Source organism: Streptomyces sp. NPDC004788, assembly GCF_053601115.1.
Map to the genome: position 1 here is coordinate 21,070 of NZ_JBSGBF010000081.1, position 15,162 is coordinate 36,231.

The 15,162-nt window shown below is 73.0% G+C and carries 12 protein-coding genes; 6 read left to right on the plus strand and 6 right to left on the minus strand.

Annotated features, from left to right (window positions below):
- Positions 1–119: 119 nt before the first annotated feature.
- Positions 120–1,283 (plus strand): winged helix-turn-helix domain-containing protein, encoded by a 1,164-nt coding sequence (locus tag ACWEJX_RS28480; RefSeq protein WP_451610276.1) that lies wholly within the window; start codon positions 120–122, stop codon positions 1,281–1,283.
- 142 nt (positions 1,284–1,425) lie between these two features.
- Here the strand turns inward: ACWEJX_RS28480 and ACWEJX_RS28485 are convergent, their stop codons facing one another.
- The 6 genes from ACWEJX_RS28485 to mtrA form a co-directional block, all read right to left on the minus strand.
- Positions 1,426–2,181, minus strand: coding sequence for a response regulator (locus ACWEJX_RS28485; protein ID WP_451610277.1), 756 nt, complete (start codon positions 2,179–2,181; stop codon positions 1,426–1,428).
- A gap of 241 nt (positions 2,182–2,422) precedes the next feature.
- Complete coding sequence (hpf, locus tag ACWEJX_RS28490; protein ID WP_451610278.1) at positions 2,423–3,106, minus strand: ribosome hibernation-promoting factor, HPF/YfiA family; 684 nt, start codon at positions 3,104–3,106, stop codon at positions 2,423–2,425.
- 293 nt (positions 3,107–3,399) lie between these two features.
- Positions 3,400–4,242, minus strand: coding sequence for a ComF family protein (locus tag ACWEJX_RS28495; RefSeq protein ID WP_451610279.1), 843 nt, complete (start codon positions 4,240–4,242; stop codon positions 3,400–3,402).
- A 108-nt stretch (positions 4,243–4,350) separates the two neighbouring features.
- Positions 4,351–6,123 (minus strand): LpqB family beta-propeller domain-containing protein, encoded by a 1,773-nt coding sequence (locus ACWEJX_RS28500; RefSeq protein WP_451610280.1) that lies wholly within the window; start codon positions 6,121–6,123, stop codon positions 4,351–4,353.
- A 187-nt stretch (positions 6,124–6,310) separates the two neighbouring features.
- Positions 6,311–8,365 (minus strand): MtrAB system histidine kinase MtrB, encoded by a 2,055-nt coding sequence (gene mtrB, locus ACWEJX_RS28505; protein WP_451610281.1) that lies wholly within the window; start codon positions 8,363–8,365, stop codon positions 6,311–6,313.
- A gap of 1 nt (position 8,366) precedes the next feature.
- Positions 8,367–9,044: a two-component system response regulator MtrA gene (gene mtrA, locus ACWEJX_RS28510; protein ID WP_197990047.1), complete on the minus strand. Its 678-nt coding sequence runs from the start codon at positions 9,042–9,044 to the stop codon at positions 8,367–8,369.
- A gap of 613 nt (positions 9,045–9,657) precedes the next feature.
- Here mtrA and ACWEJX_RS28515 point away from each other — a divergent pair.
- The 5 genes from ACWEJX_RS28515 to ACWEJX_RS28535 are packed head-to-tail and all read left to right on the plus strand — an operon-like array spanning position 9,658 to position 15,026.
- Positions 9,658–10,857 carry a hypothetical protein gene (locus tag ACWEJX_RS28515; protein WP_451610282.1) on the plus strand — a complete coding sequence of 400 codons (1,200 nt, stop codon included), beginning with the start codon at positions 9,658–9,660 and terminating at the stop codon, positions 10,855–10,857.
- A gap of 4 nt (positions 10,858–10,861) precedes the next feature.
- A complete protein-coding gene (locus tag ACWEJX_RS28520) occupies positions 10,862–11,542 on the plus strand; it encodes a DUF4129 domain-containing protein (RefSeq protein WP_451610283.1) in 681 nt (226 codons plus the stop codon).
- Complete coding sequence (locus ACWEJX_RS28525; protein ID WP_451610284.1) at positions 11,539–12,738, plus strand: DUF4350 domain-containing protein; 1,200 nt, start codon at positions 11,539–11,541, stop codon at positions 12,736–12,738. The genes ACWEJX_RS28520 and ACWEJX_RS28525 overlap by 4 nt, the downstream gene beginning before the upstream one ends.
- Positions 12,735–13,718 carry an AAA family ATPase gene (locus tag ACWEJX_RS28530; protein WP_451610285.1) on the plus strand — a complete coding sequence of 328 codons (984 nt, stop codon included), beginning with the start codon at positions 12,735–12,737 and terminating at the stop codon, positions 13,716–13,718. Before ACWEJX_RS28525 ends, ACWEJX_RS28530 begins: the two co-directional genes overlap by 4 nt.
- Before the next feature lie 12 nt (positions 13,719–13,730).
- Entirely contained in the window at positions 13,731–15,026 is a 1,296-nt protein-coding gene (locus tag ACWEJX_RS28535) for a DUF58 domain-containing protein (protein WP_451610286.1), read from the plus strand.
- Positions 15,027–15,162 lie beyond the last annotated feature (136 nt).

Consider the following 15,162-nt stretch of genomic DNA (forward strand, 5'->3'; position numbering starts at 1 on the left):
GCTGCCGGTGGCCGGGGTGCGGCCGGGGCTGCCGGTGGCCGGGGTGCGGCCGGGGCTGCCGGTGGCCGGCCCGGCGAAAGCTCCACCCGGTGTCAGTGCCGCCCTCTAGGGTGCGGATCATGACTGCCGCTCCTCGCCCCGCCGCCGAACTGTCCGCCGACGACGCCCGCCGGATCGCCCTGCGGGCCCAGGGCTTCCTGGGAGCCCCCGACCGGCGGGCGGGGGTGCGGGGCGTGCTGCGGCACCTCGGACAGGTCCAGCTGGACACCATCTCGGTCCTCGCCCGCTCGCACGAGCTCATCCCGTACGCGCGCCTCGGCGCGGTGGGCCGCCGCACCGTCGAGGACGCGTACTGGACCGAGGGCCACGCCTTCGAGTACTGGTCGCACGCCGCCTGCATCCTGCCCGTCGAGGAGTGGCCGCTCTTCGCCTTCCGCCGCCGCGCCTACCGCGACCGTCCGCACTGGGGCCACAAGCTCTCCCCGGCGGCGTACGACGCGGTGATCGCGCAGCTGCGCGCCGAGGGCCCGCAGACCGCGACCGAGCTGGGCGGGGCCAAGAACAAGGGCGAGTGGTGGGACTGGTCCGACTCGAAGATCGCCGTGGAGCGGGCGCTGATGTACGGCGAGGTGGTGGTCACCGAGCGGCGCGGCTGGAAGCGCGTGTACGACCTGGCCGAGCGCGCGATCCCGGACGGCCTGCTCCACGACGACCTGGACGACACGGAGTGTCTGCGCCGTCTCGTACGGCAGGCGGGCGAGGCCCTCGGTGTCGGCACCCGCGCCGACATCGCCGACTACCACCGGATCAAGGCCGAGGCGTTCGACGCGGTCGTGGCGGACTCGGGGCTCGTGCCGGTCACGGTGGCGGGCTGGGGGAAGCCGGCCTGGGCGGACCCGGCGGCGCTCGCGACCGAGCCGCGCGGCCGGCACCGGACGACGCTGCTCTCGCCGTTCGACTCGCTGATCTGGGAGCGGCCCCGCACCGAGCGCATCTTCGGCTTCACGCACCGCCTTGAGGCGTACGTGCCCAAGCCGAAGCGGGTGTACGGGTACTTCGCGATGCCCGTCCTGTCCGGCGGCCGGCTCGTGGGCCGCGTGGACCCGGCGCGCGACGGCCGGACCCTGGTCGCCCGCCAGGTGACGCTGGACGGCGCGAAGGCGGTCCCGGCGGTGGCGCAAGCGCTGCGCGAGGCCGCCGAGTGGGTCGGCTGCGACGCGGTGGCGGTGGAACGGGTGGACGCCCCGGAGCTGGCTCCGGAGCTGATCAAGGCCCTCGGCTGAGGCCATCCACCGGACGGCCGGCCGAGGGGGCCGGCCGACGGCAGCCGGCCGACGGGGCCGATGGACAGGGCCGATGGACGGGGCCCTCGGCAGGCGCCGGTCGACAGGCGCCGTTCGACAGGCGCCGGTCGGCGGGCGCCCGTCAGCGGATTTCGAGGATCTTCTCCCGCATCGCGTAGACCACCGCCTCCATCCGGGAGTGCAGCTGCAGCTTCTCCAGGATGTTGCGGACGTGGTTCTTCACGGTGTTCTCGGAGATGAACAGCTCCTTGGCGATGTCCCGGTTGTTCATGCCGGTCGCGACGAGCTTGAGGACCTCCAGCTCGCGATCGGTCAGCCGGGGCGCGGGCACGAGCCGGCGCTCGTCGGTGCGCTGGATCATCGACTTGAACTCGGTGAGGAGCTTCGACGCCATCGACGGGCTGATCTGCGACTGCCCGTCGGCGACCGCGCGGATCGCGGTGGCGACCTCGTCGGTGGAGATCTCCTTCAGGAGATAGCCGGTCGCGCCCGCCTTGATCGCGTCGTAGAGGTCCGCCTCCTCGTCGCTGATCGTCAGCATGATGATCTTCGCGCTGGGGGCGACCTCCTTGATGGAGGTGCATGCCTCGATACCGCCGCGCTTGGGCATCCGGACGTCCATCAGGACGATGTCGGGCAGCAGATCCGCGGCCTTGTCCACGGCCTCGGCACCGTCGCCGGCCTCGCCGACGACCTGGATGTCCTCTTCCTGCGCGAGAACGATCTCCAGACCACGGCGGAAAAGGGCGTGATCGTCCACGACCAGGACCCGGATCGGCTCGCCCCGTGACGCGCCGTTGGCCGAATCCATTCCCCCCGGGTTCATCGGGCTCTCGGGCTCCCGCCCGCCGTGCACCGGCCCGAAGCTGTCCGCCATGGTTCCTCCCCCTGAAGGCCGTGGCCTGAAGTCGTGTGCTGATTCGCTTTTCGCTCCCCAACCGCTGCTCGGGGAGCATCGGTTGGCGTGCCCGCCATGATTTCATGCCGCGGCGACAACCAGGTGATCCCGTGGTCGCACGGGGGCGCGCACGGTCGCACAGGGGTGCCCCTGGGAGCGCTCCGGGCGCTCCCAGGGGCACCGTGTCAGGATCGTCCGCGACCGGGTCGATGACGGTGGGTCAGCCGCCGAGCGCGCCGCCGGCGCCGCCCCCCTCGGACTCGGCGAACGGGTCGTTCTCCACTCGGATGACGCCGAAGTCGTACGCGTGCCGTCGGTAGACGACACTCGGCAGCTTGGTGTCGGCGTCGACGAAAAGATAGAAGTCGTGCCCGACCAGCTCCATCTCGTAGAGCGCCTGGCCAAGACTCATGGGAGCGGCCTTGTGGGTCTTCTCCCGGACCACCAGCGGCCCTTCGCCCTGGACCTCGATCGAGCCCATCATCGTGGTGGGCACGCCGGGCTCTTCCGGCACGAGCTCGCCGCTTCCGTTGAGCTGGGCGACACCCGGCACCACGTCGGCCACCTCGGCGGCCGACAGCCTGCCGGTGCCGCGGCGGGTGAACCGCTTGTCGTGCTGCCTGCGCAGCCGGGCCTCCAGCTTTCCGTGGGCGAGGTCGAGCGCTGCGTACGGGTCGCCTGCTGACGCTTCCGCCCGGATCACCGGGCCTCGGGAATGGACGGTGATCTCCACGCGGTCGGACCGGTCGGCCTGCCGCGGGTTGGTCTCCTTGGACACCTCGACGTCGAGGCTGATCACCTTGCCGTCGAGCTTCTGGATCTTCTCCAGGTTCAGCTTCTCGGCCACGTGCTTCCGGAACCGCTCGGGCACCTCGGTCTTGCGGCCCTTGACGACGATGTCCACGCAGAACTCCGTTCCCGGATCACTCGGTACGGCTCCTTGGCCGGCGAGCTTCTCCCTTTGCACCAGACTCCGGCGATTACCGGAGTCTCGGACTTGGCGACCTGACCTCCTCCTCCCCAGCCGACAAGCTCCCCACCCCACCAACCCGAGGTTAATTCGCCCTGAACTCCTGTCCTGTAGGCGCACCCGTGCATTCGGTGAGGCGTGGCATTCGCCATTCCTCACAACCGAACATAGCTCGTTCGGACGGGTGTCGGCACCCGGTGCGGCCACTTACCTTCATTCGGGTGCTTTCACCTCTCACCACCTGCAACGATGCAACTTCCCCGTGAGTTCCGGTTTATTTCGAACGAGGCCGGAGAAGATGCGACTACCGCCGCCACCGGCCGTTCGAATAGGCCTTCCGCCACGCCTCCCTTCGAGCTGTGCGTTAATCCGTGAAACGTGAACGGACGGTGTACTCCGCCTGCCGCGGGCCGGGCCGCCGCGAGCGCCCGCGCCGCCTCGGCGAGCGAGGCCCCCGTGGTCATCAGGTCGTCCACGAGCACCACTCGTCCGCCCGCCCGCTCGGCCTCGTCGAGCAGCCGCGCTGCGCCTGCCGCGACCTCCAGCGCCCCCGCCAGGTTCGCCAGCCGCTCCCCCGCGCCGAGCCCCGACTGATCGGCGACCCACCGCCGCTGCCGCAGCGCCGGCAGCACCCGCGCCGCCCGCCCAGCACGCCGCAGCCGCCCGGCCGCGGCCGACGCGATCCGCCGCGTCGGATCGTGGCCACGCGCCCGCACGGAGCGCCGCGAGGAAGGCACCGGTACGACGAGCAGCGGTCCGTTCCCGGGTCCGCCCAGGTCCCCGGCAGCGGCCACCACGGCCCCGGCCAGCGCCGCCCCGAGAGGCCCGGCGAGCGGAAGGGCGCCGCGCTCCTTGTGGGCGAGGAGCACCGCGCGTACCGCACCCTCGTACGGCGCCGCGGCGTGCACCACCGGCAGTCCCGCAGGCGCGGGCACCGGCCGCACCCTGCCCGGCCCGCTTCCGGTCAGCTCGGCCCCGCACGGCGGGCACAGCGCCGTACGGGGTCTCCCGCAGCCTCCGCAGGAGACCGGCAGCACCAGCCCGGCGATCTCTCGCCACCACCCCTGCATGCCCCTACTGTCCTCCGGCCCGACGCCCCCGGCCACCCCTGTGGACAACGCCCTGTGGACAAACGGGCACGGCCACCGGGAACTGCGGGGGCGGGGGGCGCGGGCGGCTCAGCCCGGATAGACCGGCGAGCTGCCCGCCTTCACCACCGGCTGCCAGTTCGCGCCCGGCACCAGCCGCACGATGCCGTCGTTGCCGGAGTTCGCGACCACCGGGGCGCTCTGGTCCGCCCCGTACGGCGCGGCCACCGAGGTGACCCCGTTCAGGCCCGGGAGGACGGACGTCGCCGAGGTGGAGCCGTCGGTCTGGACGTACCGCACCTGCTGCACGCCCCCCTTCTCCGTGCCGACCACGACGAGCCGGCTCGGTCCGGCCCAGGAGACGGCGGTGACCGACTCCAGGCGGGGCGCCGCGTCCTGCAGGTCCTTGACGGTGACCTCGACGTGACCGTCCTCGACCGTGCGCTCCACCCGGCCGATCTGCAGGGTGGTGCGGCGGTCCCGGGTCACGAGCAGCGCCATCCGCACGCCGTCCGCGGAGACCCGCAGCGACTCGACGCGGGCGCCGTCCCGCAGCCACGGCGTGCCGACCTCGACCCGCTCGCCCTGGCCACCGGGCACCAGCCACAGCCGCGGCTTCAGCGGGTTGCGGTCGGCGACCCACAGGTCACCGCGGCCGTCCCAGCTGGGCGCCGACAGCCGGTCGTCGGGCCGCAGTGCGCTGCTGATCACGACCGGCGCCGCGAGCTCCTCCTCGGTGGTGATCGAGCCGACGCGCAGCTCGCGCCCGTCGTTCACGACCGCGGCCGCGCGGTTCTCCTCGCGGTCCACCGCCACGGACCGCAGCGGCACCGCACCCTTGCCGAACGGGCCCGGCACCTCGGCCGGCTTGTCCGGCTGGCGGCCGCCGACCGACAGCATCATCAGCCGCTCGTGCTCGTCGACGAAGTACGGGTTCTCGCCCCGGCCGGGGTTGCGGACCGGCGAGAACTCCTGCAGCGCCTGCCCCTTGCCGAGCAGGCACAGCCGGTTGCCCTTGCTGCCCTGGATCTCGACCTGCTCGACCCGCACCGACGTCAGGTCGCCCAGCGTGAACAGCAGCTGCGCCGCCATGCCCTTGCAGGCCGGCGCGTTGACGTTGTCGGCCTTGGCGTTGAGCGGGACCTTCAGCGTGGACTGGTCGTCGGGCGTCAGCGACCTGACGTCCTCCCGCAGCTCCGTACCGGACGGGAAGCGCGAGTCGACCGCCGGGCCGAGCCACTTCGTCGGGCCGTCGAGGAGCGCCTTGACGGTCTGCGTCACGGGATCCATCCGGGTGACGGGGTCCTGGCGCTGCCGGATGTAGACGGGGTCGGCGACCAGCCAGCTCTCGCCCGAGGCGAAGTAGTACTTGTTGACCGAGCGGTAGTTGCGCAGGAAGTCCGCCTCGCCGAGCACCAGGCCCCGCGGCAGGCTGTCGATGCGCCACTCCTTGCTCTTGCCGTCCGCCGACGGCTGCTGCACCACGTGGATGGCCGTGTCGAACTCGGACGGCACCTCCGGCCGGTACGCGTGCTTCGCGTCGACCTCCGCGATCCGCCGCCCGGAGATGGGGAACGTCCGCCCCTGGCTGTCCGGGTCACCGGGCCGGTCGGCCTGGTCGCGGTCGGGCGCGGTGGTGAGCACCGTGATGCTCTCCTCCGGCTTCCACGTCCGCGCGGCCTGCTTCGTCAGGTACTTCCGTGCCGTCGCGAACCCGGGGTCGTCACTCGTCATGGCCTCCAGGAAGCCGTCGACGATCTCCTCGGGATCGGCGTTGTCGCGCGGCGCCACCGCGTACACGCGCACCTGCGAGTCCCCGGCATTGGACGCCTTGACCGCCTGCACGTCCCCGCTGTCGGGCATCCCGGCACACCCGGTCACCACGAGCGCCCCGCAGGCGGCGAGCACGACACCCCGCCCGATCCGCCCGGCCGCGGCCGGTCCAGCCGTCGAACGCCGGGCCGCCGACGGTCCCGCCACCGAAGGTCCGCTCTCCGAACGCCCGGCCGCCGACCGTCCCCGCCCCAGGGTCTCCCGCTTCCCTCGATGGTCAGCGCCCACCAGTTCCGTCCTCCCGCTCGGCGCGCGTCGACGCCATCGCCTCACCACTGTCGCCGTCGGCCGTCTCCGCGGACAGGGCGACCACCCGGGCTCCGCTGCCCGGCAGGGCCGTCGGATCTGCCGTGGCGCGCGGCGCCGGCGGTATCCGCGGCGGTACGGGCAGAGCCGTACGAGCGGCCCCGGCCGCCCCGGCCGCCTGCACCGGCACGCCCGCGAGCCGCGCACCGGACGCGACGCCGGCACCGGCACCCGCACCCGCACCCGCACCGACCGCTCCGGCCAGGGCCGCCTGCTCGCGGTTGCGCCGCGAGTCGTCCGGTTCCAGCGGGATCGGGGAGCCACGCAGTGGCTCGTCAGCGGTACGGGGCAGGGTCAGCCGGAACTGGGAGCCGGCGCCGGGCTCGCCCCACGCCTGGAGCCAGCCGCCGTGCAGCCGCGCGTCCTCGACGGCGATGGACAGGCCGAGGCCCGTACCGCCGGTGGTGCGGGCGCGGGCCGGGTCGGCGCGCCAGAACCGGTTGAAGACGCGGGTCGCCTCGCCGGGCTTCAGGCCGACGCCGTAGTCCCGTACGGCCACGGCGACGGCGCCGCCCGCGGCGGCGAGGCGCACGATCACGTCCTTGCCCTCGCCGTGCTCGACGGCGTTCACGACCAGGTTGCGCAGCACCCGCTCGACCCGGCGGGCGTCCGCCTCGGCCACCACGGGCTGCTCGTCGCCGACGACGACGATGCGGCTGCCCTTGCGCTCGGCCAGCGGCTCGGCGCCGCCGATGACGCGTCGTACCACCTCGCGCAGGTCTATCGGCGCGGCCTCGAGCGCCGCCGCGCCCGCGTCGAAGCGGCTGATCTCCAGGAGGTCGGAGAGCAGCGACTCGAAGCGGTCGAGCTGGTCGCCGAGGAGTTCGGCGGAGCGCGCGGTGACCGGGTCGAAGTCGGCGCGCGCGTCGTGGATGACGTCGGCCGCCATCCGTACGGTGGTCAGCGGGGTGCGCAGCTCGTGCGAGACGTCGGAGACGAACCGCCGCTGCATCCGCGACAGCTCCTCCAGCTGCTGGATCTTCAGCTGGAGGGTCTGCGCCATCTTGTTGAAGGCTTCGCCGAGGCGCGCGATGTCGTCCTCGCCGGTGACCTTCATGCGCTCCTGGAGGCCGTTGACCGACAACCGCTCGGCGACTCCGGCGGCCATCCGCACGGGGGTGACGACCTGCCGCACCACGAGCCACGCGATGGCGCCGAGCAGGACGACGACGAACAGCCCGGCGGTGGCCAGGGTGGCCTTGACCAGGGCGAGGGAGTCCCCTTCCTGCGTGAGCGGGAAGAGGTAGTAGAGCTCGTACGGCTGGCCGTCGGCGTCGTTGAGCCGCTTGCCGACCACCAGACCGGGCTCGGACGGCTTGCCGCTGGTGTAGTGGATGCGGGCGTACGTCTGGAAGGTGTTGGTGCCCTGCGCGACGCTGTGCCGCAGCTCGGCGGGGATGCTCGTGGTCGGGTCGACCTCGCCGGAGGCACGGGCGCCCCGGCTGGCGGTGTCCCCGGTCTCCAGGGAGAGCGCGACCACGTTGAACGCGCTCTGGCCCCCGCTGGCGAGTTGCTCGACGAGCGTGGAACGCCAGTTCACCGAGGAACCGGCGCGGCCGCCGTCCTGCTCGCCGGGCGCGGGCTGCGTGGTCGCGGCCCGGTCCTGCGCGGCGGAGAACCCGCCGGCGGCCTGGCTCTGCGCGGCCTTTTCCTTGGCGTCGAGCAGGCCGTTGCGGACCTGGCCGATGACGACCAGGCCGAGCAGCAGCACCACGCCGAGTGACATGAGCAGGGTGCCCGCGACCACCCGCACCTGCAGATTGCGGCGCCACAGGCGTACGGCGGGCAGCAGCGGACGGCGCACCCAGCGCGCGATCAGCCGGAACACGGGTCCGCCCGGTGTTCCGTCCTGGAGGAGCCGGCCCAGACCTCGGCCCCCCCGCCCCGGTCCGGCAGCCCGCCCCGCACGGACCCCAGGGTCCCCGGCCTTGTCCCCGGCCTTGGGAGCAGCACTGCCCTTGGTCATGTCAGCTCGGTCCCGCCTTGTAGCCGACACCGCGGACGGTCACGACGATCTCCGGCCGCTCCGGGTCCTTCTCGACCTTCGAGCGCAGCCGCTGCACGTGCACGTTCACCAGACGGGTGTCGGCGGCGTGCCGGTATCCCCACACCTGCTCCAGGAGCACCTCGCGCGTGAAGACCTGCCACGGCTTGCGGGCCAGCGCGACCAGCAGGTCGAACTCGAGCGGCGTCAGGGCGATCGACTGCCCGTCCCGCTTCACGGAGTGCCCCGCCACGTCGATGACCAGGTCACCGATGGTCAGCTGCTCCGGCGCCGGCTCCTCGGACCTCCGCAGCCGCGCCCGGATGCGGGCGACGAGCTCCTTCGGCTTGAACGGCTTCACGATGTAGTCGTCGGCCCCGGACTCCAGACCCACGACGACGTCGACCGTGTCGCTCTTGGCCGTGAGCATGACGATCGGCACCCCGGACTCGGCCCGGATCAGCCGGCACACCTCGATGCCGTCCCGACCGGGCAGCATCAGGTCGAGCAGCACCAGATCCGGCTTGGCCTCACGGAAAGCGGCGAGTGCCTTGTCACCGTCCGACACGAACGACGGCTCGAAACCTTCACCCCGCAGCACGATCCCGAGCATCTCGGCGAGTGCCGTGTCGTCGTCGACGACAAGAACGCGTCCCTTCATATCGACATCATCCCATTTCCGTATCAGTCTCAAGGCGGCTGGTGAGATACCTCACTGACCTGCGGTGACGTCCCTGTTTGCCCGCCGTGAACCGCCGGTGTCTGTGGGTGTTGATGTCAGACATGGATGTCACCCCCGTGGCCCCCCGTGGCCCCCGCTGGTCGCCCAGAACCGTACCTCGCGCGGCCGACATCGGCCCATGGGGAGGACCGGGCCCGTTCGGCGCCCGCCTCGGGTGAGGAGATCGATCCGGCGAGGTGATCGACCAGCCCGGGGACGATTCGGCCGGCGCCTTCGTCGCGGAGCGCGTCGGCGAGCGCCTGCCGAACCTCGTCGTTCGTGTACGGCGCGGCTGGCCGTGATGCCGGTCTCCGCCATGCGTTTCACGACGCCCGCCTCGGCATGGCCCCCCGTCTCGTACGCGTGGAACGGCGTTCGGCCCAGTCCGGCCCGCGACCGCCCCGGTGGGAAGGCCGAGGAGGAACTGCCCGCCCGTGGGCGGGCCTCGCGTGGCACGATGGCTCCCGGCCCGCCGCCCTGCCGGGCGGACGGCCGCTGAGACCAAGCCGGTTCGGCGATCCGGCACCGCGACCAATCCTCGAGGTGGACCACCGTGAACGACACTCCGGGCTGGACCTCGCCCGGATCCGCCCCCGCCGACGGCCCGAGCGGCCCGCCCGGTGACACGAACGGCTCCGCCCCCCAGTGGTCCCAGCAGCAGCCGGCCGCCGGCCAGTGGCAGCCGCCGACCGGTCCCGGGCAGGCCGCACCGCCGCAGGCACCGGCTCGCGCGCACGGCGGCCCGGGCGGCCCTGGCTGGGGCGCGCAGCCCCCGTACGGCCAGTGGGGCATGCCCGCGGCCGCGAAGCCGGGCGTGATCCCGCTGCGCCCGCTGACGCTGGGCGAGATCCTCGACGGCGCCGTGACGACGATGCGCCGCTACTGGCGGACCGTTCTCACCGTCTCGGTCACCGTCGCGGTGATCATGCAGATCGCGGAGACCCTGACCCAGCGCTATCTGATCCCGGCCCGTCCGGAGATCAACCCGGACGCCGACCCCGCCGAGGCGCTGGCCCAGGCCGCCGAGTCGATGAAGGCCAGTCTGATCGCCTCGATCCCGACCTATGTGATCATGATCGTCGCGACGCTCGTCAGCGCCGCTCTGCTCACCATCGTCATCAGCCGGGCCGTCCTCGGCCGCCCCGTCGACCTCGCCACCGCCTGGCAGGAGGCCCGCCCCCGGCTGCTCCAGCTGCTCGGGCTGACCCTGCTGATGCCGCTGATCGGCGCCGCCGTCATGTTCGTCGGCATGCTGCCCGGCATACTCCTCGCGGGAACGGGAGGCGGTGGTGCCCTCACCGCCGTCGGCGGCCTCTGCGGCTTCGTCGTCATGGTCTGGCTGATGATCCGCTTCAGCCTGGCCTCGCCCGCCCTGATGCTGGAGCGCCAGGGCGTCATCAAGGCCCTCAAGCGCTCGGCGAAGCTCGTTCAGGGCTCCTGGTGGCGCATCTTCGGCATCAGCGCCCTGACTCACCTTCTCGTGGGCGTCGTCGCCTTCATCCTCGCGCTGCCGTTCGTCATCACCGCGTTGATCGTCGGGGGCGAGGGCCTCGGCGGCCTCACCACCGGCGGCTTCGAGACCAGCTGGTCCTTCCTGCTCATCACCGGCGTCGGCGGGATCATCACGAGTGCCGTCACCTACCCGGTCCTGGCCGGTGTGACCGTCCTCCTCTATGTCGACCAGCGCATCCGCCGGGAGGCGCTCGACATCGAGCTCAGCCGGGCCGCCGGACTCGCCGGTCAGGGAGACTGATGGCGTGAGGGTCACGGGGGGAACGGCCGGCGACGTACCGGTGGACATCCCGCGCGTCCCCGCCCAGGAGGCGGCGGAGCGTGAGCTGTCCAAGCCGATGTACCACGAGAACGACCCCAGTCTTCTCCAGCGCGCCCTCGACCGCTTCTGGGACTGGGTCGGCGGCCTCTTCGACGCGGCCGCCGGCGCGACGCCCGGCGGCGTCGTCGGCGTCGTGGCCGTCGTCCTGGTCGTCATCGCCCTGGTCGCCGCCCTCTGGTGGCGCCTCGGCACCCCCCGTCGCGCACCCTCCGGCGGCGGCGACGCCCTCTTCGACGACGGCCCGCGCACGGCCGCCGAGCACCGGGCCGCCGCCGCCCGCCACGCCGCCGCCGGCCAGTGGAACCAGGCCGTCCAGGAACGCATGCGGGCCATCGTCCGCTCCCTCGAAGAGCGCACCCTGCTCGACCCGCGCCCCGGCCGCACCGCCGACGAGGCGGCCGCGGAAGCCGGCCGGTCCCTGCCCGCCCACGCCGACGGGCTGCGCTCCGCCGCCCGTGCCTTCGACGACGTCACGTACGGCGGCCGAACGGCCGACGCGTCCGCGTACCGGCGCATCGAGCAGCTCGACACCGCCCTGGAACGCACCAAGCCGTCCCTCGACACGGCCGGCGCCGCCTCCGCCTTCACGGAGGCGCCCCGATGAGCCGCTCGGACACCAGCGCCACCTCGGTCTCCCTCACGCCCCGCCAGCTCTGGACGCGCGCCCGCGGCACTCTCGTGCTCCTGGCCCTGCTCCTGCTCGGTGGGATCCTCCTGGCCACGGTCCGCTCGGCGGACCACGGTGGCGGCTACCTCGACCCGCGCTCCGCCGACCCCTCCGGCGCCCGGGCCGTCGCCGAACTCCTCAAGGCCCGGGGCGTCACCGTGGACGTGGTCGACACCCTCACCAAGGCGACCGCCGCCACCGGCGCCGACACCACCCTCCTCGTCACCACCCCGGACCTGCTGACCGACGACCAGCAGTCCACCCTGTACGAGGCGATGACCCGCTCGTCCGGCCGCACCGTCCTCCTCGGCGCCGGCCTGCCCTCCCTCGGCACCCTCGCCCCCGGCGTCGACACCGCCCCCGGCTCCACGGTGTCCACCCTGGAGCCCGGCTGCACCCTGCCCGCCGCCACCCGCGCCGGCAGCGTCCGACTGGGCGGCGAGCGCTACCGGACCGGCACGACCACCGCCGACGCCTGCTACCTCTCCGACGGCCTGCCGACCCTGGTCCGTGTCCCCGGCGCGGGCACCGCCGACACCGTCCTGCTCGGCTCTTCGCAACTCCTCACCAACAAGCACCTCGCCCAGCAGGGCAACGCCTCCCTGGCCCTCCAACTCCTCGGCTCCCGCCCGCATCTCGTCTGGTACCTCCCCTCGCTCACGGATGTGCCCACCGACTCCGAGGCCGCGGACGACCCCACCGGCTCCTTCCTCGATCTGGTCCCCTCCGGCTGGCTGTGGGGCACCCTCCAGCTCGCCGTCGCGGCCCTGCTCGCCGCCGTCTGGCGCGGCCGCCGCCTCGGCCGCCTGGTGACCGAGCAACTCCCCGTCGCCGTCCGCGCCTCCGAGGCCACCGAAGGCCGCGCCCGCCTCTACCGCAAGGCCGACGCCCGGGACCGCGCGGCGACCGTCCTGCGCACCGCGACCCGCACCCGGATCGCCCCGCTCCTCGGCGTCCCCGCCAAGGACGCCCACACCTCCGATCTGCTCCTCCCGGCACTGGCCGCCCGGCTCCCCGCCGACGCGACCGCCCACCGGGACCTCCTCTTCGGCCCGGCACCCGCCGACGACGCCGCCCTGATCCGCCTCGCCGACCAACTCGACGCCCTCGAAAGAGAGGTACGCACCTCATGAGCGCCCCGACCCCCGAGACCGTGCCGAGCTCGGACCGCGCCCGCGCCTCCCTGGAGGCCCTGCGCACCGAGATCGGGAAGGCCGTGGTCGGCCAGGACCCCGCCGTCACCGGTCTCGTCGTCGCCCTGCTCTGCAAGGGCCACGTGCTCCTGGAGGGCGTCCCCGGCGTCGCCAAGACCCTCCTCGTGCGGACGCTCGCCACCGCGCTCGAACTCGACACCAAGCGCGTCCAGTTCACGCCCGACCTCATGCCGAGCGACGTCACCGGCTCCCTCGTCTACGACACCCGGACCGCCGAGTTCTCCTTCCAGCCCGGCCCGGTCTTCACCAACCTGCTGCTCGCCGACGAGATCAACCGGACGCCCCCGAAGACCCAGTCCTCGCTCCTGGAGGCGATGGAGGAACGCCAGGTCACCGTGGACGGCACACCCCGCCCACTGCCCGAGCCGTTCCTCGTCGCCGCGACCCAGAACCCCGTCGAGTACGAGGGCACCTATCCGCTGCCCGAGGCCCAACTCGACCGCTTCCTGCTCAAGCTGACGGTCCCGCTGCCCTCACGCGAGGACGAGATCAACGTCCTCACCCGCCACGCCCAGGGCTTCGACCCGCGCGACCTGAAGGCCGCCGGAGTCCGCCCCGTCGCCGGCCCCGCCGAACTCGAGGCCGCCCGGGAGGCCGTGACCAAGGTGGCGGTCTCCCCCGAGATCGCCGGCTATGTCGTCGATATCTGCCGTGCCACGCGTGAATCCCCCTCGCTCACTCTCGGCGTCTCCCCCCGAGGAGCCACCGCACTGCTCTCCACGGCCCGCGCCTGGGCCTGGCTCACCGGCCGGGACTACGTCACCCCGGACGATGTGAAGGCCCTGGCCCTGCCGACCCTGCGCCATCGCATCCAACTGCGGCCCGAGGCCGAGATGGAGGGAGTCACCACGGACTCCGTCCTCACCTCGATCCTCGCCCACGTCCCCGTACCCCGCTGAGAACGGCGCCCCATGGCCCTCACCGGACGAACCGCCCTGCTCGCCGCCATCGGATCGCTTCCCGTCGGCATCCTCGCCCCCAGTTGGACGGGGATGCTGGCGGTGAACGCGCCGCTCACACTCGCAATTCTGTGCGACTACGCGATGGCCGCGCCAGTGCGAACGCTGCAGTTCACCCGAAGTGGTGATACGTCAGTTCGACTGGGTGACGGAGCCGACGTCCAGCTCACCGTCACCAACCCGTCCCGCCGCCGCCTGCGCGCCCAACTCCGTGACGCCTGGGCCCCGAGCGCCGCCCAGAACCCCGCGCGCCAGCAGCTGACGGTCCCCGCCGGCGAGCGCCGCCGTCTCACCACGGCCCTGCGCCCGACCCGGCGCGGCGACCGGCGCGCAGAGCGCGTCACCGTCCGCTCGTACGGCCCGCTCGGCCTCGCCGCCCGCCAGGGCAACCACGAGGTCCCCTGGACGGTCCGCGTCCTGCCGCCGTTCACCAGTCGCAAACACCTGCCCTCGCGCCTGGCACGCCTCCGTGAACTCGACGGCCGCACCAGCGTTCTGACGCGCGGTGAGGGAACCGAGTTCGACAGCCTGCGCGAGTACGTGCCCGGCGACGACACCCGCTCCATCGACTGGCGGGCCAGCGCACGTCAGTCCATGGTCGCCGTCCGAACCTGGCGCCCCGAACGCGACCGCCACATCCTCATCGTTCTGGACACGGGCCGCACCTCCGCCGGCCGCGTCGGCGACGTCCCCCGCCTCGACGCCGCGATGGACGCCGCCCTCCTCCTCACCGCCCTCGCCTCCCGCGCCGGCGACCGCGTCGACCTCGTGGCCTACGACCGCCGTCTCCGCGCCCAGGTCCAGGGCCGCTCCGCGAGCGACGTCCTGCCCGCCGTGGTGGACGCCCTCGCCCCGCTGGAACCCTCGCTGGTCGAGACCGACGCCCGCGGCCTGGCGGCCACAGCACTGGCCCGCGCCCCGCGTCGTTCCCTCATCGTCCTGCTCACCGGCCTGGACGCCGCGCCGATCGAGGAGGGCCTCCTCCCGGTCCTCCCGCAACTCACCCAGCGCCACACGGTCCTGGTCGCCTCCCCCGCCGACCCGCACATCGCCCGCATGGCGGGCACCCGCGGCACGATCGAGGGCGTCTACGAGGCCGCCGCCGCAACCCAGGCCCAGTCCCAGCGCCTCCGCACGGCGGAACAACTCCAGCGTCATGGCGTCACCGTCGTGGACGCGACCCCCGACGAGCTCGCTCCGGCTCTCGCGGACGCGTATCTGGCTCTGAAGGCGGCCGGCCGACTGTGAGGGGTGAGTTCCTGGGGGTGGGGCTTTCCCTTGGAACGGCCTCAGAACGCAGAAAAGCCCCGCACCATACGGTGCGGGGCTTTCCCACAATGATTGTTCGGCGGCGTCCTACTCTCCCACAGGGTCCCCCCTGCAG